The organism is Mucilaginibacter sp. HD30, assembly GCF_054061755.1.
In genome coordinates, this window is sequence record NZ_JBSSEO010000001.1 from 4099841 (window position 1) to 4121932 (window position 22092).

A 22092-nucleotide genomic window follows, 5' to 3' on the forward strand; every position below is an offset into this window, starting at 1 on the left:
CCTTAATAGCTTGTATGTTTACTGTTTTTAGTGCGAGTCTCTGGTAACTTTAGAGCCTGAGCAACCAACCAGAAAACCAAGGTCAGCACCTTTATCGGCTTGCTGTACCGTGTCAATGTACATTTTCACATAACCGCGGTCGGCCATCATTGGTGGCGCCTGCCATACTTTGCGGCGGGCATCCAGCTCTTCGTCTGATACTTCCAGTTGTAATAATTTTTTGGATACATCCAGGGTGATCATGTCGCCGTTTTCTACCAGACCTAAATTGCCACCTATGGCAGACTCCGGCGAAACGTGCAGCACCACAGTACCGAAAGCGGTTCCACTCATGCGGCCGTCTGATATCCTTACCATATCGGTAACACCCTTATCTAATAATTTTTTAGGTAAAGGCATATTGCCTACTTCGGGCATACCCGGATAGCCCACAGGGCCTACGGTTTTAAGTACCATCACACAGGTTTCGTCAATATCCAAAAGCGGATCATCAACGCGAGCGTGGTAATCTTCAATATTCTCAAAAACAACTGCACGGCCAGTATGCGTCATTAACGCCGGTGTAGCTGCAGATGGTTTTATAACACAGCCGTTAAGCGCCAGGTTTCCTTTTAAAACGGTTGTTCCCGCTTCAGGTATCAACGGCTCATCATATGTATAAATAACGTCGCTGTTATATATAGTCCCGCTGTTAGCAATATTTTCTGCATGAGATTGACCTGTAACGGTTAACACACCCATGTGCAGTTCAGATTGTATTTGTTTGATGATTGCGGGAAGCCCACCGGCATAATAAAAATCTTCCATCAGGAATTTACCGGATGGCATCAGGTTAAGCAACAATGGCATTTTTGAGCCAAGGTTATCAAAATCGTCAATGTTAAGATCAACGCCAACACGGCCTGCAATTGCAGTTAAGTGAATAACAAAGTTAGTTGAGCCACCTACTGCAGCATTTATTTTGATAGCATTTTCAAACGCTTCGCGGGTTAATATTTTTGAGATACGAAGATCTTCTTTAACCATCTCAACAATACGGCGACCAGATAGCTGCGCAATTCTTTTCTTGCGCGCGTCAACAGCGGGAATAGCAGCCATTCCGCTTAATGACAAGCCTAACGCTTCTACCATAACAGCCATGGTTGATGCTGTACCCATGGTCATGCAATGGCCCGGGCTGCGCGATTGGCAGCTTTCAGCTTCTGCAAACTCATCATAGGTCATCTCGCCGGTTTTAAGTTTATCGTTAAATTTCCAAAGAGCAGTACCAGAGCCTATATCCTCACCCTTGAACTTGCCGTTTAGCATAGGGCCGCCTTGCACAACAAGTGTAGGTAGATCAACACTGGCAGCGCCCATAACGGTTGATGGTGTAGTTTTATCGCAGCCGGTTAAAAGCACAACGCCGTCAATAGGATTACCTCTTATTGATTCCTCGGCATCCATACTGGCCAGATTGCGAAAAAGCATGGCTGTAGGTTTTAATAAAGTTTCACCCAATGACATGATAGGGAATTCCACCGGAAAGCCTCCGGCCTCTAATACACCACGGCGAACACTTTCAGCAATATCGCGCAGGTGCGCATTGCATGGGGTAAGTTCAGAGTAGGTATTACATATCCCAATTACCGGGCGGCCATCAAACATATCCTCAGGCATGCCCTGATTTTTCATCCAACTGCGGTATAGAAACCCCATTTTATCCTTTGTTCCAAACCATTCGGAACTGCGAAACTTGCTCATAAAATCTATGTATGTTATTCTTGTATAATACTAACCCGCTACCCTGTTAGCCGGGCAATACGTAAGTCCAAAAAAGCGGTAGTACGCTTAGCGGTTAATAGCGTGCAAAGTAATAAATCTTTTATTTAAACTGGTAAAAAAAAACCAATTTGAAACCTACTTACACGCTTGCGCCCGAACAACTATTATCCTGTTGAACAGCCCGTTATTGAATAGCAGAAAATTAAGAAAGCAGCAGCTAAGCGCGGTAAAAGCAAGCATAAAAATGGCCGTTGTACTTTCTATAAAATAGACCATTTTGTGTGATTTTCAATAAGCTGATAATCAAGCTATTGTGTTTTATTTTAAGTCCGGTTTGCTGACGAATAGGGTGTTTCAAGCTGTTTCATGTTCAAACCAGCAATAATTTTAAACAATTAACAATCAGATAGGTACAAAAAAATGCTGTTCCATATGTTCCATTCGTTTCTTATATCTCTGAAACACTTAACAGCCATTTAATTCAGGAAATCACTATAAAACTGCTATCCAAAATTAAACTGCATCGCAAAAACAGAGCCTTCGCCCTCAACCGACTGTACTTTTATGGTGCCTTTATGCAGTAACATTATCTGTTTACACAAACTAAGCCCTATGCCGCTGCCTGTTTTACGGGTGCTGAAAAAAGGTATAAAGATCTTATCAACCAACTCTGGCGACATGCCCGTACCATTGTCTGCAATTTTTATTAACTGCCTGCCTTCTTTTGAAACTTCGGCGCTAAGCGTAATTACCGGTTTTTCAGCAGTTTTTACGGCTTCTATAGCGTTTACCAAAAGGTTTATCAGCACCTGCTCTGTTAGTTCACGGTCTATATTTACTGCCATTTGTGTATCGCGCAACACAATGTTCAATTCTATTTTTTTCTGTGTAAGGGTGGGCAGCATCAGGCTGCTTAAATTCTCAAACAAGTCGCGCACTAAGGTGTGTTTCAGATCAAGACGGGTAATTTTGTTCAAATTACGATAGCTTTCAGTGAATTTTAGCAGGCCCTCGCTGCGGCGTTTTATGGTGTCAATGCCCAGCTCCAAATCATCCAGGTCAGTGCCGCCATTGGTTTTTTCGCTGTAAAGTTTAAGTCTGTTCTTAAGGGTATCAGCCAATGAAGAAATAGGCGCTACCGAGTTCATTATCTCATGCGTCATTACATTTAACAGCTTTTGCCAGGCTTTCGATTCGGTCTCGTCTAACGCTTCACTGATGTTTTGAAAAGCCAGCAATTTATACACCTTATCGTCGCTGCGCATAATGCTTGCAGTTAACAAAATTTTAACCACCTGCTGATTGCGCGTAATAGCCACCACTTTACTATCGCCGGGTTTTAAATCTATAACAGCATTATAAAGATCTTCGTCGCGTTTTTGCAGTGATTGGATGGTTTTTAAATAAGGGATACCAAAAGTTTTTTTAAACGACTCGTTAACCCAGCCTATATTGCCGGTTTCCTGCTCGTAGGATATTATGCCGGTATCAACCAGCTCCAGGATCTTTTGCAGGTATTGGTATTGTGTTTCGCGTTCGCGACTTATGGTTTTAAAAGTGGTGTTGATATCATTAAAGCCCTTGCGTAATGGTTTAAGTTCTATCGGTGCCCTGTTTACATCAAAATGCCGCGAAAAGTCGCGGTAATGTACCGACTCGGCAAACTGTTCCACCTCGTTATGCGCCTTTTTTTGAAAGCGGATCATATCTGCCAATACAAACAAGATAATAGGGATACCTATTATCAGCATTTCATACCAACCCCTTACAATTATAACGCTGAGCCCAAGCAGACTTAAAAACAACAGCGCTACCCGCAGCAGCAGGCGCATTTCGTATCCTTTAAATATCATACTTGCTTAATCTGCGGTATAGCGCTGTACGCGTTAACCCCAGTTCTTTTGCGGCGCGTGTAATATTACCACTGTGCTTATCAATTACCCGCATAATGGTGTTTTTTTCGACCATGCTTAAGGGCATATCATCCGGCATTTCAAGTTCGGGCGCAGTGTTTTCTATTGATGAAAATATCAGATCGTTGGCGGTCAATACATCGCTGTCGGCCATGATCACAGCGCGTTCCATCGTATATTGCAACTCTCGCACGTTGCCAGGGTAGTGATAGCTGTTCAGCTTTTGTAAGGCACCGGCATCAAAACTAACTGCGGGTTTTAAATACTTTGTAGCGTAGGTAGATGCAAAATGTTTGGCAAGCAAAACAATATCATCATTGCGCTTGCGTAGCGGCGGCATAGTAACCTCTACTGTGTTTATGCGATAGATAAGATCTTTACGAAAACGGTCGTCGCTGGCTAATTCATTCAAAGGCAGGTTGGTGGCGCATATCAGCCTGATGTCAATATCAACTGGCTTATTGCTGCCCAGGCGCGTAACCTGCCTGTTTTGCAACACGGTAAGTAATTTTGCTTGCTGCCTTAATGATATATTGCCTATTTCATCTAAAAATAAGGTGCCGCCATTGGCATCCTCAAACCTGCCAGATCTGTCCTCACGGGCATCGGTAAAGGCCCCCTTTTTATGCCCGAAAAGCTCACTTTCAAAAAGGGTATCGGTTAGCGCGCCAACGTCAACCTTAACAAACGGTTTGCCCGCCCGCATAGAGCGTTCGTGAATGGCCTTTGCTATCAGATCCTTGCCGGTGCCGTTTTCACCTAATATCAAAATGTTGGCATCGGTAGGGGCAATTTTGCTCACCTTTAAAAATATATCCTCCATCACATCTGATTCTCCAAGTAATGTCGTGGTGGTGGCAGCGCTTTTTGCTGAACTGCTTTTGGCAGGTTTTCCGCTGTCTTTTTTGTCTAAAAGCTCTTTTATTATCTCGGTGAGTTTATCGTTGTGCCATGGTTTTACCACAAAGTCAGCAGCGCCTTCTTTTAATGATCGCACTGCCAGGTCAATATCGCCATAAGCGGTTATCATAATAACAATAGCATCTGGCTTCCACTCTCTTATCTTACGCAGCCAGTATAAGCCCTCGTTGCCGGTGTTAATGGCGCTGTTAAAGTTCATGTCAAGCAAAATAATATCAATGGCATTGCGCTGCAACAAACTGTTTAAGTTCTCCGGGTTTTTCTCGGTGATAACTTCTCCCGCTTCGGTTTTAAGCAGCAACTTAACAGCAGTAAGTACATCGGGGTCGTCGTCAACAATTAAAACAGTGGCTTTTTTTAATAACATATTAATAAAGTTAAAATGCCCCTCCTAAATCCTCCCCGGCAGGGAGGACTCTAAACCTCAAGTCTCCCCTGCCGGGAGAGATGTAGAGGGGCAACTATTTTCGGCAATAATATAACCGTAAATATAAGGTACTGTATAACAATTTTTTGCGTAAAATAGACTATGTATAAAGTGTATCACAACCGTACACCTGCTGTTGCAAAACCGTACGCGGTTTAACAAATTTACTTATTTATGAATTTGATTTACAGCTATTTGTAGCTTGGCACGTTGTTTTATAAACAGGGTTAATATATATCGTCATTTTTAATATTGTGGACAGAAAAATTGAACAGAAAAGGTGGAATAGTAAACGGGTATTAACGATTGCAGGGATTACCGCGCTCGTTTTATTAATAGCATCAAGTATTTATTTTACCTCGGGCAAAAGTAAGCTGGATGTTGATACCGAACGTATAACCGTAAGCGAGATAACAAAAGGGCCTTTCCAGGTAACCATCCCGGTAAACGGATTGGTAATGCCTGTTACTACTATATATCTTGATGCTATAGAAGGCGGGCGTGTTGAGCAGTTATTTGTAGAGGATGGCGCTACTTTAAAAGCCGGCGATCCTATTCTCAAACTGTCAAATACCGACCTTGAGTTGAGTTTGGCTAACCAGGAAACAGCAGTTTACGCGGCCCAAACCCAGATTCGTATTCAGCAGAATAATGCAGAGCAAAATACCATTGGCAAGCTTAATCAAATGGCCGATGCGGATAACGCTTTCAGAGAGGCGGAGCGCTTATATAAATTAAACAAGCGTTTGTTTGATCAGAAAGCCATCGGTTCGCAAGAGTATCAGCAGTCATCCAACACTTACCAATATGCGCTAAACCGTTATAACCTTACCAAACGCATACTTAAACAAGATACCTTACTTACCAGCGAGCAGGCACAGCAAACCCGCGAGCAGTATACCCAAATGCGTAACACGCTTAATTTAATGCGTAAAAAGGTAGCCGATCTAACAGTTCGCGCACCGGTTGACGGGCAATTAACATCGCTGGATGCAGAGATAGGCCAAAACAAAAACAAGGGTGGAAGATTGGGTCAGATTGATGTTGTATCGGGCTTTAAGGTTCGTGTTGATGTGGATGAGCATTATATATCGCAGGTATACACAGGCTTAACAGGCACCTTTAGCTTTGCCGATAAACCTTACACCTTAAAAATTAAAAAAGTTTTTACACAGGTAGCCAATGGCAAGTTCCAGGTTGATATGCAGTTTGTTGGCGCTGTGCCGCCGGGCATTCGTCGCGGACAAAGTTTGCAGATCTTACTGGCACTAAGCGACGAAACAAAACAGGTTTTACTACCTAAGGGGGGCTTTTACCAGCAAACCGGAGGTAATTGGATCTTTAAAATGAGCGAGAATGGTAAAATGGCTTATAGGGTTGATATACAATTGGGCCGCCAGAATACCGAGTATTATGAAGTGCTGCAAGGCCTAAAACCAGGAGAAAAAGTAATTACTTCCAGCTACGAGAATTACGGCGACATACAGGAGTTGGTATTGCAGAAGTAAAGCCCCACTCGGCCTCCCCTAAAGAGGAGGAGACGGCAGGCGTGTTAAAAGAGAAATAAAAAATAATTAAAATCAAAAGCCCCTTTATACGAGGGGTTGGGGAGGCTCAATGATAAAAATAACCGAATTAGAAAAATTTTACCGCACCGAAGAGGTGGAAACTATCGCGCTTAACAAATTATCCATCGACATAAAGGAGGGCGAGTTTGTGGCTATTATGGGGCCTTCGGGCTGTGGTAAGTCTACCCTGTTAAACATTTTAGGTTTGCTGGATGATCCTGACGGCGGCAGCTACCTGTTTAATGGTACAGAGGTGGCCCATTTTAATGAGCGCAAGCGCGCCGACCTGCGCAAGCATAACATTGGATTTGTTTTTCAGAGTTTTAACCTGATAGATGAGCTTACCGTGTTTGAGAATGTTGAATTGCCGCTGATTTACACAGGGGTGCCGTCATCAGAGCGGGTGGCGCGTGTTGAGAAAGTGCTGGATAAAATGCAGATCATGCATCGCCGTAACCATTATCCGCAGCAGCTTTCGGGTGGGCAGCAGCAGCGTGTAGCTGTGGCCCGCGCGGTGGTGAACAACCCAAAGCTGATACTTGCCGATGAGCCTACAGGTAACCTGGATAGCAGTAATGGTAACGAGGTAATGGAACTGCTTACAGATTTGAACGAACAAGGTACAACCATCATAATGGTAACTCACTCAGAGCACGACGCACGTTACAGTCATCGTATTATCCGGCTGTTAGACGGGCAAACGGTAATGGAAAATATAATGATCTAAAGTTAATACTGATAAAAGCTTCGGATCAAGCTTAAAAATACACAATACGATTGGCCCGAAGGTGTTGCGGGGGCTCTGACCAGCCCCTGGCAGCGGGGCTAAAAAAAGAACAATACATGTTTATATGATTAAGAACTACATAAAAATAGCATGGCGAAACATGCTTCGCCACAAAGCTTATTCCACTATTAATATGGTGGGCCTGGCCATTGGTGTTGCCGCCTGCCTTTTAATATTTTTAGTGGTAAACTTTGAACTGGGCTTTGATAAGTTTCAGTCCAATTATAAAAATATATATCGCGTGGTGCTGCGTGAGAAGCGGGGTGATGAAATTAATTACACCGTAGGCACGCCTGTACCTATGTCTCCGGCGTTAAGGGCCGATTTTCCGGAAGCCACCATTGCTACGCTTGAAACAAGTTACGGCAGCCAGATAACTGTACATACAGGCAAAGGCAACACCGATAAGAAATTTATTGAGCCAATTGGCGTATTTTTTATTGAGCCTGATTTTTTTAAGATTTTCAGCTATAAATGGTTAACCGGAGACGCTAGTGCGCTTGCCAATCCGGGCAATGTGGTGATTGATAAAAGCACCGCAGCCAAATATTTTGGCGACTGGAAAACTGCCACAGGCCGGGTAATAAAAATGGATAACCTTATAACACTTAAAGTAGCCGGAATAATTGAGGATGTACCCTCTGACAGCGACCTGCCTTTAAAGGTAATAGCATCATACGAAAGCCTTAAGTCAAATCTTGAGGCGTATTTCCTGGAAGACTCTTGGGGTAACAACACCAGCAATCACCAGGTATTCATTATGCCGCCTGTCGGCACATCTGTACAGGCTATGAATGCCAGGCTAAAAGTATTCGGCAATAAACACTATACCAAAAAAAAGGCAGCAAACTTAACGCATTTTTTGCAGCCTTTGGCAGATATGCATTTTGATACTCGTTTTGGCAACAGCCTTGGCGATCATGTTACCAACAAGGCCACCATCCATACGTTGTCGCTTATTGCACTGCTCATTATTTTGATGGCTTCAATTAACTTCATTAATTTATCTACAGCCCAATCTGTTGGCCGCTCAAAAGAGGTGGGTATACGTAAGGTGCTTGGCAGCAGCCGTGCACAGCTTATAAAACAATCATTAGGCGAAACAGGGCTTATAGTAATCTGCTCGCTCATTATGGCTATTGCGATGGCTTACATGGCCGTACCTTATTTAAAGAACATTGCCAGCGTGCCGTCTGATATACAGCTGTTTACATGGGGTTCGGCTCTGTTCCTGATGGCAACTATATTAGTAGTGGTGTTGGTATCCGGAATTTACCCTGCCCTTGTGGTGTCAGGTTTCAGGCCCGTTGTAGCGTTAAAGAACAAAATTACGGCGGCATCAGTAGGCGGTGTGCCACTGCGCCGCGCGTTGGTAGTTACTCAGTTTGCTATATCGCAGCTATTAATAATAGGCACCATAGTAGCTGTTAAGCAAATGAACTACGTTAACTCTGCCGACCTGGGTTTTAACAAAAGCGCAGTGCTGATCATCCCCGGCAGCACTGATAGCCTGAGTTTACAAAAGGCGGAAAGCTTTAAGCAGGAGTTGCTGCAAAATCCAGATGTTAAATCGGTAACATTTATGTCAGATCAGCCATCGTCAGAGAACAACTGGTCAACTAATTTTTACTATGATAACTCAACGGTAGACAAAGATTACCAAACCAGCCTCAAATTTGCTGACGCCGATTATTTTAAAACCTTCGGCCTTCGTTTCAAAGCTGGCGAACCCTATCTGCAAAATGACAGTGCAGGTAAAGTAATAGTGAACGAAACCTTTGTAAAAAAATTGGGCTTAAAAAGTGCCAATAATATAATAGGAAAAACTATACGCCTGGGCGGCGGCAAATGGCGACAGGTAGCAGGTGTTGTTGAAGATTTTAAAACAAACTCCATGCGCGAGGCGGTACGGCCAATTGTTATACTGCAAAATAAAAAACAGCAGGGCGTTGTTGGCATTAAATTAACTACTGCTAATTTGAAACCCACCTTGGCATTGTTGCAAAGCAAATGGGAAAGAACTTATGCCGAGTATGCTTATAATGGCTATTTCCTTGATGAGAACATAGCAGAATTTTACAAGCAAGAGAACCAGATGGCGCTTATATATAAAATATTTGCAGGCATTGCCATATTCATTTCGTGCCTGGGTTTATACGGCTTGGTATCGTTTATGGTAGTGCAGCGAACCAAGGAAGTGGGTGTGCGTAAAGTTTTAGGCGCATCTGTAAGTCGGATAGTGTTTATGTTTTCCAAAGAATTTATGTTGCTGATAGCCATATCATTCCTGATAGCTACACCGGTTGCTTATTATATGATGAATAACTGGCTACAGAACTTTGTTTTCAGGATACCATTATCGGTAGGGGTTTTTGTGTTGGCAGTGGTTTCTTCGCTTCTGGTGGCCTGGCTTACGGTTGGGTACAAGGCTGTAAGTGCGGCATTGGCCAATCCGGTTAAAAGTTTAAGGAGCGAATGATAAGTTGGCAGTTAGAGAGACATAAATAATAATCATATAAGAAATTCCTTCGCCTGATGCGGAGAGATTTGGAGGACAAATGGTAAAGAATTATTTAAAAATTGCGTGGAGAAACCTTTACAAGCATAAAGCATTCTCATTGATTCATATACTGGGCCTTACCATCGGCGTTACGGTTTGTTTAATGATATTTTTATATATCACCAACGAGTTTAGCGTTGACAAGTTTCATGCTAAGGGCAAGAATGTTTACCGTGTAATGCGGCAGTTTGATCCTACAAAGCCAAATGTACCCTACCTTTCCGGGCCTTATGCGCCGGCTTTATTGAATGATTTTCCGGAGGATATTAAAGCCGCTGTAAGGGTAAAACCCGAAAACTACCTGTCAACTTATGGCGACAAGGCTTTTAACGAGAAAAAAGTATACTCAACTGATGCCGGGTTTTTTGAGTTGTTCTCCTATCCACTCATCAAAGGCAACGCTTCAAGTGTATTAAAAAACCCAAACAGCATAGTTCTTACAGAAAACTCGGCAATTAGATATTTCGGCAGTGCGGAAAAAGCCATGGGCAAGGTTATCACTTTTGATAAACAGCTTAAACTGCAGGTAACAGGCGTAGCAAAAGATCTGCCATCTAATACCCATCTGGATTTTGAGATGGTGATACCAATAGCCAACCAGGTTAACTTAGAGGGTTTTAAGCGCTGGATGAATAACAGCATGTTTGTTTATGTTGAACTGAATGAGCACAGCAACAAAGCAAGGCTTGAGCAGCAGTTCCCTAAATTTATGGATAAGTATATGGGCAAGGATATGGAGCGTTTTGGGTCGAAGGTCAACCTGTCGCTTACGCCTTTAACCGATATTTATTTTGAGCCGAGTTCGGCTTTTGACAATGTACGGCACGGTGACAAAGCAGTAGTATACATTTTTATCTCTATCGCGATATTGATCATGCTGATAGCTTGCATCAACTTTATGAACCTGTCAACTATACGCGCGGTAGAACGCTCAAAGGAGGTTGGCTTGCGTAAAGTATTAGGCGCACTGCGCGATCACCTGATTTTACAATTTATAGGCGAGTCAATTTTGTTAGCGATTATTGCTTGCATTTTATCCGCAGGTTTGCTTTTAATATTGATGCCTTATTATAATGATGTGTTGGGTTACACGCTATCGGGTCCGTGGGGTTCATGGCCCATTTATTTGTTTTTATTGGGTGTTATTGTTGCTGTAGGCTTTTTAGCAGGCAGTTATCCGGCTTTTTTCCTTTCGGCGTTTTCGCCTATACAGGCGCTGAAAGGTAAGCTGCGTTTAGGCAAAAGCGGGGTGTTGCTAAGGCAAACGCTGGTGGTGGTTCAGTTCAGCATTTCGGTCTTTTTAATAATCGGCACTATTGTCATGACCCGACAAATGGCATACATCAAGGGCAAGTCGCTGGGTTATGATAAAGAGCAAACAGTAGTTATTAAAATAGATAACAGTGATATATACGACCATAACAAGGCTTTTAAAAGCGAACTTTTAGCAAACAATAGTATTGAAGCGGTTTCTTTAATGTCTGGCGAGCCGGGCGGCTTTCATGACATTCATGCTTTTAATGCCGAGGGCCAGCGCGAGACGTTTAAGCCGCGCACAGAGTTCGCAGATTTTGATCACACCAAACTTTTGGGACTTAAAATAATTGCAGGCAGGGATCTTTCTGCACAATACGGAACCGATTCTGCCGGCTCTGTTTTAATTAACCGTACTGCTGCACAACAACTTGGGTTCAGTCCCGCGCAAGCTATTGGCAAATGGATCCACAACATAGGACGCGACAGCTTGCGCAGACAGGTAGTTGGAGTGGTAGAAGACTTTAACTTCCTATCATTAAAAGAGAACATTGAACCGCTGGTTATTTCGCCGGGCGAAGATTGGCGGGTGATATTGGTAAAACTTAAACCCGGGCAGGTAAAGGCGGGCATAGCCGCCGTTGAGTCGGTTTATAAGAGCGTGGCTCCGGTTTACCCTTTTGAATATACCTTTCTTGATCAGCGTTTTGATACAGCGTATAAAGCTGATCTGCGCCAGCAAACTATATTGAGCATTTTTGCGGGCCTAGCGATATTTGTTGCCTGTTTGGGTTTATTTGGGTTGGCATCTTTCACGGCAGCCAAACGCACCAAAGAGATAGGCGTGCGCAAAGTGTTGGGTTCGTCTGTACAAAATATTTTGCTGCTGCTCTCAAAAGATATGCTTAAGCCGGTATTAATAGCTACACTGATAGCCGTACCTATAGGATACTATTGTATGCATAAATGGCTGCAGAATTTCGCTTACCAGATATCTATCAGTTATTCAGTGTTTGTACTTGCCGGGGCCTTAGCCATGCTAATAGCTTTTGTTACTATTAGTTTTCAGTCGATAAAGGCTGCGTTGGCAAACCCTGTTAAAAGTTTGAGAAGCGAATGATCAATAAACCGATAACCTAAAACCTACAATATGATTAAGAACTACATAAAAATAGCCTGGCGTAACCTCATTAGGCAAAAGCTATATAGTGTTATTACCATTGCCGGTTTGGCAGTTGGTTTGGCTGTTTGCATAATGATAATGCTATATGTAGCGCATGAAAAAAGCTATGACAGTTTCCATAAAAACGCTAACCGCATCTTCACCGCGCATTATGTAAGTAGTTTTGGCAAGAACCGAATGGAATTTGCACGGTATAATGCCGGAGAAGAGATCAAGAAAACACACCCCAAGGTAGAAGAATACGCAAGTATTCATAAACATGTTAAAAAGGTTATTGTAAGCCTGCCCTCATCTCCCAATAATAAATTTGCAGAAGAAGACCTGCTATTCACCAGGGAAAATTTTTTCAGATTTTTTTCATTTCAGCTGCTATCCGGTGATGTGAACACCGCGCTTAAGGATCCGTTTTCGGTGGTTATATCAAAGGACATGGCTAAAAAATACTTTGGCCACAATGATCCACTTGGTAAAACACTCGTTATCAGAACAGATAGCGTATATACGTATCAGGTTACTGGTGTTGCAGACAATAATCCATCCAACTCAACCATCAAATTTAATTTCCTTGCCTCAGACCTTAGCATGTTGAAGATGCACGAGTATGGTAGTTTCAGAGTATCGGGTACAACCTATCTGGCCTTACAAAATGCGGCCGACACAACCGATTTGATCCGCAGCGTGCAATCAACTGTTAAAAAAGGTGATGAAAGTAAATTTGGGCTTGTTCCGCTGGTTAATGAGCATATAAAAGGTGTTTTTGGCGCGGGGGCACAGGGCAGTTTTCTTAAAATTTTCCCGCTTGTTGCAGCCTTGATATTACTGCTTGCACTGGTTAATTACATGAGTTTGGCTACCGCGAAGGCTACTTTGCGGGCTAAAGAGGTAGGAGTACGGAAAGTAGCCGGCGCAAGCCGAAAAACTATAGCCATTCAGTTTTTTATTGAGTCGGCTCTTTTCACGCTTCTGTCTTTTGTATTGGCTTTTGTAATATTCATCTTTTTTAAACCCTGGTTTTTAAACGTACTACAGCTTAAAATTGACAATACATTTTTATATAGCCCTGTAGTTTTATCGCTGTTAACGATGTTACTTTTAACAACCATTATAATAGCAGGCAGCTACCCGGCACTGGTTCTTTCGGCATTTAAACCTGCCAGCACCCTTAAAGGCAAAATGGGGAAAAGCAATAGCGGTGTTATAGTACGTAAAGTATTCACCACCCTGCAGTTTACCATAGCGGTAGCCCTTATTATCTGTGGGATAACCATTGACAGGCAACTGTATTTTTTCAGACATGCCGATACCGGCCTTGATCGCGAAAATGTTCTTATAATACCGGGCACTTCCAGTTTTGGTAAAAATTACAAGGCATTTAATCAGGACATAAAAGCGCTTGTAGGCGATAGCCTGGTGGCAACATCGCAGCACAATATTTTTGACCCGAGTTATAATATACTTATGCTGGACGATAAGATAAGCAACGAAACCAATTTTGTTACTTATATGGAAGTTGACAGTCAATTTGCGAGGCTTTTAAATCTAAAATGGAAGTATAAGCCATCTTCAACGGGAAGCAGCAATCAAAATGAACTTTTTATTAATGAGGAGGCTATTAGCAAGTTGCATCTTGAGCCAAATCCGGTTGGGACAGAAATAGGAACTGCCGGCATGAAGTATAAAATAGGCGGGGTGTTAAAGAATTTTAACTCCATGTCATTAGCGTCAACCATACAGCCGTTGGCAATGGCTGTAAAGCCTGACTCATCTGCTAACTGGAGCCGGTTTGGATTTACGCTTTATATTAAGATTAAACCGCATACCAATATACCATCCTTCATGAATAGCGTAAACGAAGTTTATAATAAATATGATGCGGAAACACCATTTAGCTATTCGTTTTTGGATGAAGACTTTAACGCGCAATACAAGGCAGAAGACAGGTTGGCATCAATATTCAGTTTGTTTACTGTAATCGCTATCATATTGGCAACTTTAGGCTTATTCGGTTTAGCTGCGTTTACCATTGAGCAGCGCGTAAAAGAAATAGGTATACGCAAAGTATTGGGCGCAAGCATTGTGTCTATAAATACATTGCTGTCATTAGACTTTTTAAAGCTGGTTGTATTGTCGGTCATCATTGCATCGCCTATTGCATGGTGGGCCATGCACAACTGGCTTCAAAAGTTTGCTTACCGTATAGCGGTACCATGGTGGGTTTTTGTAATGGCAGCAGCCGTTGCCATTGTTACCTCTTTACTTACCGTTAGTTACAATGCCGTTAAAGCAGCACTGGCTAACCCGGTTAAAAGTTTAAGGAGCGAATAGATTAATTAAATGTACACCTAAAACCTATAATATGATTAAGAACTACATAAAAATAGCCTGGCGCCACCTGGTAAGAAATAAAGTTTACAGCGCATTAAATATTGTAGGCCTTGCCACAGGAATGGCGGTTGCGTTGCTGATTGCCTTATGGGTAGTTAATGAATATTCTTATGATCGTTCGATGCCAGACTATGGCCGGTTATATCAGCTTGAAATGAACCTAACCAGTACGCATGATGGTACGCATACGCAGAATAACGTTTCTATACCGGTTGTTGGAGCGCTTAAAAAACAATATCCCGAAATTAAATATATCGCTGAAAGCGATGGAATGCGGCAACATAACCTAATGGTGGGTGATAAAAAGCTTTACGTTAAGGGAGCAGCGGTTGGAACTGATTTTTTAAACATATTTCAGCACAAGTTAATTAAAGGGAGTGTCAGTACCGCCTTTGCAGATGCCTACTCTGTTGTACTCACAAAATCACTTGCTAAATCATTATTCGGTAATGCCGACCCAATTAATAAGCTGGTAAAAATAGATAACCGCAATAACCTTAAAGTAACGGCGGTTATAGACGACTTACCTAAAAACTCAACTCTTCAGTTTAAATTTCTTTTCCCGTTTAACTACGTCATACAGTCGGACGATTGGATGAAGCAAGAAATTACCAATTGGACCAATAATTCCTACCAGGTATTTGTAATGCTTCAACCTGGTGCTGATCATATTGCTTTAAATGCTAAGATCAAAAACTTGGTGTCAAAAAACAGCGAACGGATGCGGCCTTCAAAACCCGAGCTATGGCTGCACCCCATGCAAGACTGGCACCTCTATTCCGACTTCAAAGATGGAAGATCTGTGGGCGGATTTATTGATTATGTGCGCATGTTTAGTCTTATAGGTTTGCTGGTATTGCTAATAGCCTGTATTAATTTTATGAACATGGCTACAGCCCTATCTGAAAAACGAGCACGAGAGGTTGGCGTACGTAAAGCGATAGGCTCACAACGTAGCCATCTTATCATACAGTTTCTAACAGAATCTGTAATGATCACAGTTATATCATTTGTATTGTCTTTGTTAATTGTTTTATTGGCACTGCCTTATTTTAATAGCTTAACCGGCAATAACATCAGCATACCCTATGCCAGTGCTGTTTTTTGGGTAGCTATGTTAAGTTATGTTTTATTAACCGGTTTATTAGCCGGGAGCAAACCGGCCTTTTACTTGTCGTCTTTTAATCCGTCAACGGTTTTGAAAGGTGTGATTAAAACAACGGGTATCAATGCATTTAGCCGTAAGGCTTTAGTGGTGGTGCAATTCAGCTGTTCAATAGCTTTAATTATTAGTACAGTAGTTATTTACCGGCAGATTCAACATGTTAAAAGCCGCCCGACGGGATACGATTCATCAAAGCTAGTGATGACCGATATGAGCGATGATTTAAATAAAAATTACAACAGCTTAAGGGCCGATCTTTTACAAGCAGGTTTAGTAGAGAGTATAACCCGAGCTACAAGTTCTGCCACCGAAGTACGATCACACACAACCTTAGAAGACTGGCCGGGTAAAACAGCACAGGATGAGGGTATTAACATAAGTACCATTTATGCATCCGAAACTTATTTTGAAACATTGGGTATTAGCTTGATTGCAGGGAAAGGTTTTTCATCAGATTGGCGCGTTGATACTAACAATGTTATAGTTAATGAGGCGGCTGTAAAGCGTATGGGTTTAAAACACCCTATCAATCAATTGATAAGCTGGAACAACCACGATGACGGACGGGTGAGGATTATTGGTGTTGTAAAGGATGCGCTAATGGAGTCGCCTTTTACCTCGGTTATGCCCGCTATTTTTTCGCATTTAACCTGGGGCTCATACGCTATGTACCGTCTGCCTAAAAATGCCGATACTCACGCAACAATAAACAAGATAGGGTTGGTGTTTGACAAATACAACCCGGCTTACTCATATAGCTATAAGTTTGTAGATGACGAATACGACCAGAAATTTAATTTAGAGGTTTTAGTTGGTAAGCTAGCCGGTATTTTTGCCTGCCTTGCAATTTTTGTGTCATGCCTGGGTTTGTTTGGCTTAGCCGCTTACTTAGCCGAGCAACGCACCAAAGAGATAGGTATTCGTAAGGTACTGGGTGCATCTGTAACCCAGATATGGATAATGCTTTCATCTGACTTCATATTGCTGGTATTAATCAGTGGCTTAATAGCGTCGCCTGTAGCGCTTTATTTTTTACAAAGCTGGCTCCAAAAATATGATTACCGCATAAGCATAGGCCCCGGTGTATTCCTGATATCAGCAATTGTGTCGATAATAATTACCTTATGTACAATCAGTTTTCAATCGATCAAAGCAGCACTGGCTAATCCGGTTAAAAGTTTAAGAAGCGAGTAAGCAGTTTGCAGAAGCCAGTCAACATGTTCATAAATATATCAAAGCAAATTAAAACCACATCTTCATTAAGAAAGATCGGGAGGGACAAATGTTTAAAAACTATATAAAGGTGGCATGGCGCAACCTTATCACGCATAAGGCAAACGCCTTTATCAATATCACGGGGCTTTCCGTTGGATTGGCGTGTAGTCTGATGATAATGCTCTGGATTAAGGATGAGCGTAGCGTAGATGGTTTTCATGCCAACGGTGATTATTTATACCAGGTGTATGAACGCAAAACAAATGAAGGCAAGGTCGACGCAAGTTATCTCACCCAGGGTCTACTTGCTCATGAGCTTAAAAAGAGCATTCCCGAAATTCGGTACGCAGCCGGCTTAGAACAAAGCTTCCCTCGTACGTTTGAGGTAAATAAAAAAGTATTAAAGCAAGATGGTACTTATGCCGGTCCCGACTTTTTTAAAATGTTTAGCTATCAATTATTACAGGGTAAGGCTGAAACTGCGATCAATGCCCGGAATGATATTGCTATTTCGCGCAAAATGGCCGAACTCTTTTTTGGTTCACCCCAAAACGCGATGGGAAAAATGATGCGGTATGAAAATAACGATAATCTGCAGGTTACAGCAGTTTTTGAAAATGTCCCCACTAATTCCTCTCAGCAGTTTGATTTTTTAAGGAGTTGGACAGCGTTTGTTGCTGATAACGCATCCTGGGCAAATGAATGGCAAAGTACAAGCCCGGCTACCTTTATTCAATTGAATGCAAATGCAGATCCGTATAAAGTTGGCATTAAGATAAAAGATTTTATTCGCCAACACCTTCCGGAATCGAACATTCAGTTGGCGCTTCAACCGTATACGGAGAGGTATTTGAATGCCAATTTCAAAAACGGACAGATTGATGGTGGCCGTATTGAGTACGTCCATCTTTTCGGTATTGTAGCTGCTTTTATATTATTAATAGCCTGCATCAACTTCATTAATCTGGCAACCGCGCGTTCGGCTAAACGGGCTAAAGAGGTTGGCGTACGAAAAGTTATTGGCGCAGGCAGATCTACACTTATAGCGCAGTTTTTATCAGAAGCGGTACTGCTAACCTTATTGGCGGTAGTTATAGCCATGGTGTTGGTTATATTGCTGTTGCCTATGTTTAATGCCGTTACTGCAAAGCAATTAACCATCCCCTTTTTAAGTGTCAACTTTTGGCTCATCTTGTCGGGCATGTTCGTGCTGACTGCACTTTTAGCGGGCTGTTATCCTGCTTTTTTCCTTGCCTCCCTTAGTCCTATAAGTACTTTAAAGGGCAAGCTTAAGTTTAGTAGCGGCTCGGCATATTTCAGAAAGGGGCTGGTTGTGTTTCAATTTGCCTTAACTATAATGTTGCTGATTGGCACCGTGGTAATTTATCGGCAAATGCAATACGTGCAGTCAAAAAATCTGGGCTATGACCGTGAGAACCTTATTTATATTCCTTTTGAAGGGGATCTGATCAAAAACTACTTGGTATTTAAAAACGAAGCGCAAAAAATATCCAGCATTCGCGCTATTACTAAAATGAAAGAGTCGCCTACTGTCATCGGGCATTCTACGGGCAATTTTAGCTGGACCGGTAAAGATGTAAAAGCGGATATTTCGCTTAACGACGCTGTCGTCGATTTTGACTTTGTGCAGACCATGAAGCTACAGTTAGCTGCTGGACGCGATCTTTCAAAAGAATTTGCCGACTCTGCCAACTTTCTACTAAACGAGACGGCTGCAAAAAAAATAGGTTATAAACATCCGCTTGGAATGCCGCTTTGGTTCAAAGGCAAGGAGGGTAAAATAGTTGGTGTATTAAAAGATTTCCATTTTAATTCTATGCACCAGGCCATAGAACCATTGATCATCCGCCTCGCTGATAACCAGAAATGGGGGACTATCCTGGTACGCGTTGATCCGGGCAAAACACAGGAGGCAATTTCCGGCTTGGAACAATTGTCAAAAAGGTTAAATCCTAATTTTACCTTCAACTATTCATTTGCCGACGAAGAATACAACAAACTGTATAAAAGCGAAGAATTGGTAAGCAAGCTATCTAACTACAGTGCTGTGCTGGCAATTTTTATTTCGTGCATGGGCCTGTTGGGCTTATCCATTTTTGTTGCCGAGCAGCGTAATAAGGAAATAGGCATCAGGAAAGTACTGGGTGCAAGCGTAGCATCATTGTTTGGTTTGCTGTCATTAGAGTTCCTGCAACTTATAATCGTGTCTTTTTTAATTGCCTCGCCAATTGCATGGATGGCTACAAATAGCTGGCTTCAAAATTTTGTATATAAAGCAACTATCCCCTGGTGGGTGTTTGCGCTTTCGGGGGCTGTAATAATTCTAATAGCTATCTCAACTATCAGTTTTCAATCAATAAAAGCAGCATTGGCCAACCCGGTTAAAAGCCTCAGAAGCGATTAATTTATTAAACATATTACAACAACCTAAAATTTACCACATGATAAGGAACTACATAAAAATTGCCTTTCGCACGCTTTTAAAAAGCAAGGGATTTACCGCGATAAATGTTTTTGGCCTGGCTTTAGGGCTGGCCACCTGTTTGCTTATAGTATTTTATGTTTTTGATGAGCTGAGTTACGATAAATACAACGTCAACGCTGACAGGATCTACAGAATTAATAACGACATGAAATTAGGCGGTACCGAAGGGAGCTTTGCAAAGACCCCGGCTGTAGCCGCCCGAACCTTAAAAGCAACTTTTCCTGAAGTAGAACAGGTAACAAGACTCGTGTCCGGGGGCAAGCAGTGGGTTAAAAAAGGGAACCAAAATATTCCTGAGGTAAAAATTGTTTATGCCGACGCAACTATTTTTGATGTGTTTACCTTACCTATGACAGAAGGCAACCCGGCTTCAGCCTTAAAAAGGGCGCATTCTGTTGTTATAACAGAAAGAGCGGCAAAAAAATACTTCAACACCGTAAATGCACTTGGCAAGGTAGTAACGTTTAACGATAGCTCGTTTTACAAAGTAACCGGTGTTATAAAAAACATACCCAAGCAATCGCACCTGGACTTTGACTTTTTTTTATCTGTAGTAGATACCGATCAAAACGAAGATGTGGTATGGTTCAATAATAATGTTCATACTTATATTTTGTTCCGCCCCGGCACAGATATAAAAAAGTTCGCGGCTAAAATGCCCGCGTTTCTTGTAAAAAATGCGGAGCCTCAGCTTCAAAGCATCATACGCATGACGTTTGCCAAACTGGAAGCATCAGGAAATTATTTCAGGTTTAGTTTTACGCCGCTTACAGACATACACTTTAGCTCAAACGTAAGAGACAGCTTGGGCGAATCCGGCAACATTACAGTAGTATATATTTTTTCGGCAATAGCCTTATTTATATTACTCATAGCATGCGTTAACTTTATGAATCTTTCTACCGCACGCTCATCAAACAGGGCGCGCGAGGTTGGTGTGCGCAAGGTTCTGGGTTCGTCGCGCAAATACCTGATAGCACAATTCCTTATTGAGTCGGTATTGGTAACATTAGCGGGAGCTTTAATAGCAGTATTTTTGGCTTGGGTGTTTTTGCCGGTATTTAATCAAATGTCGGGTAAAGAGTTAACGGTAACACCACAAATCATCGGCTGGTTAGTACCTATAATGTTCGCGTTTGTAGTTGTAGTAGGATGCATAGCAGGATCGTACCCCGCGTTGTTCCTATCGGGTTTTCAGCCTATTGATGTTTTAAAAGGAAAGCTGGCTGCAGGCTTTAAAGGCGGACGGTTGCGCAGTTCGCTGGTGGTTTTTCAATTCGCTATATCCATCTTTTTGATTACGGCTACTACCGTTATTTATAGTCAGCTTAAGTACATCCAAAATAAAGACGTAGGCTACAAACGAGAACAAGTAATGATAGTTCACCAGACAGGCAGTCTCGGTAAAGAAAAAGCTAAAATGCTTAAGCATAATATAGAGCAGTTAGCTGGGGTAAAAAGCGCAACATTAACTGCTTTTTTACCCACAGCAACGTCAGATAATTCCATTACGTTTTTTAAAGAACCTACATTGGACGTAGCACAAACCCTGAACACTTCAAAATGGAGCGTAGACCAGGATTATATCCCTACGCTCGGTATAACATTAAAAGAGGGGCGTAATTTTTTAAAAGAAATGAAAACCGACTCGGATGCTGTAATTATTAACGAAGCTGCAGCGCAGACCTTAGGTTATCAGCATCCTGTAGGCAAAAAACTGTATTACCTTTGGGATAACGATGCAAAAAGGGTAAAACCACTACGTATTATTGGGCTTATCAAAAATTTCAATTTTAAGTCGTTAAAAGAAAGCGTTACGCCCATGGTTTTAATTGCAGACGACGAATACTATTCTCTTAGTGTACGTTTGAACACCACAAATGAAAGCGCCGTTCGCAACAAAATAGCAGCTGAATGGAGCGCATTGTCACCAAATGTCCAATTTGATTACACGTATATGGACGATGACTTTAACCATATTTATTCCGCAGAGCAGCGTATGGGTAAAATATCCATTGCATTCACTTCGCTGGCAATAGTAGTGGCTTGTTTGGGATTGTTCGGCTTGGCAGCTTATGCAGCTGAGCAGCGCACCAAGGAGATAGGCATACGCAAGGTTTTAGGGGCCAATATATCAGCAATTGTGGGCATGCTTTCAAAAGATTTTCTGTTACTCGTATTTATTGCCATAGTTATCGCGTCGCCTTTAGCCTGGCTTTTTATGAATAAATGGTTACAAGGCTTTGCCTATAAAGTAGCAATCTCGTGGTGGATGCTTATCGCCGCCGGACTCGGCGCCGTTATAATAGCTTTCGCTACTATCAGTTTTCAATCAATTAAAGCTGCGCTGGCTAACCCTGTTAAAAGTTTAAGAAGTGAATAACCACTGTATCATAACCGAACAATCACTGTTACGGTTATGAACGTCTGTATTATTCCATTTT

General features: G+C 42.1%; 11 protein-coding genes. 8 read left to right on the forward strand and 3 right to left on the reverse strand.

The features are described 5' to 3' along the window. Positions 1-27: 27 nt before the first annotated feature. The 3 genes from ACVW2L_RS19360 to ACVW2L_RS19370 form a co-directional block, all read right to left on the reverse strand. The gene (locus ACVW2L_RS19360; RefSeq protein ID WP_457129596.1) at positions 28-1743 is read right to left on the reverse strand and encodes an IlvD/Edd family dehydratase; all 1716 of its coding nucleotides are present in this window, start codon (positions 1741-1743) and stop codon (positions 28-30) included. A 524-nt stretch (positions 1744-2267) separates the two neighbouring features. Beyond that, on the reverse strand, positions 2268-3617 hold the full coding sequence (locus tag ACVW2L_RS19365) for a sensor histidine kinase (protein ID WP_457129597.1): 1350 nt from the start codon (positions 3615-3617) through the stop codon (positions 2268-2270). After that, positions 3607-4965: a sigma-54-dependent transcriptional regulator gene (locus ACVW2L_RS19370; RefSeq protein WP_457129598.1), complete on the reverse strand. Its 1359-nt coding sequence runs from the start codon at positions 4963-4965 to the stop codon at positions 3607-3609. The genes ACVW2L_RS19365 and ACVW2L_RS19370 overlap by 11 nt, the downstream gene beginning before the upstream one ends. A 314-nt stretch (positions 4966-5279) precedes the next feature. On the opposite strand from ACVW2L_RS19370, the gene ACVW2L_RS19375 reads away from it, so the two are divergent. From ACVW2L_RS19375 to ACVW2L_RS19410, 8 genes are all read left to right on the forward strand, one after another. Next, on the forward strand, positions 5280-6533 hold the full coding sequence (locus ACVW2L_RS19375) for an efflux RND transporter periplasmic adaptor subunit (RefSeq protein WP_457129599.1): 1254 nt from the start codon (positions 5280-5282) through the stop codon (positions 6531-6533). A gap of 109 nt (positions 6534-6642) precedes the next feature. Beyond that, positions 6643-7320, forward strand: a complete 678-nt coding sequence (locus tag ACVW2L_RS19380) for an ABC transporter ATP-binding protein (protein WP_457129600.1) — start codon at positions 6643-6645, stop codon at positions 7318-7320. Between the two features lie 124 nt (positions 7321-7444). Then, positions 7445-9859: an ABC transporter permease gene (locus ACVW2L_RS19385; protein WP_457129601.1), complete on the forward strand. Its 2415-nt coding sequence runs from the start codon at positions 7445-7447 to the stop codon at positions 9857-9859. A gap of 79 nt (positions 9860-9938) precedes the next feature. Next, positions 9939-12314 carry an ABC transporter permease gene (locus tag ACVW2L_RS19390; RefSeq protein ID WP_457129602.1) on the forward strand — a complete coding sequence of 792 codons (2376 nt, stop codon included), beginning with the start codon at positions 9939-9941 and terminating at the stop codon, positions 12312-12314. Between the two features lie 30 nt (positions 12315-12344). Continuing rightward, on the forward strand, positions 12345-14702 hold the full coding sequence (locus ACVW2L_RS19395) for an ABC transporter permease (protein ID WP_457129603.1): 2358 nt from the start codon (positions 12345-12347) through the stop codon (positions 14700-14702). 31 nt (positions 14703-14733) lie between these two features. After that, complete coding sequence (locus ACVW2L_RS19400) at positions 14734-17121, forward strand: ABC transporter permease (protein WP_457129604.1); 2388 nt, start codon at positions 14734-14736, stop codon at positions 17119-17121. 88 nt (positions 17122-17209) lie between these two features. Next, positions 17210-19567 carry an ABC transporter permease gene (locus ACVW2L_RS19405; protein WP_457129605.1) on the forward strand — a complete coding sequence of 786 codons (2358 nt, stop codon included), beginning with the start codon at positions 17210-17212 and terminating at the stop codon, positions 19565-19567. Positions 19568-19604: 37 nt separating this feature from the next. Continuing rightward, positions 19605-22031: an ABC transporter permease gene (locus ACVW2L_RS19410; protein ID WP_457129606.1), complete on the forward strand. Its 2427-nt coding sequence runs from the start codon at positions 19605-19607 to the stop codon at positions 22029-22031. The last annotated feature ends 61 nt before the right edge of the window (positions 22032-22092 follow it).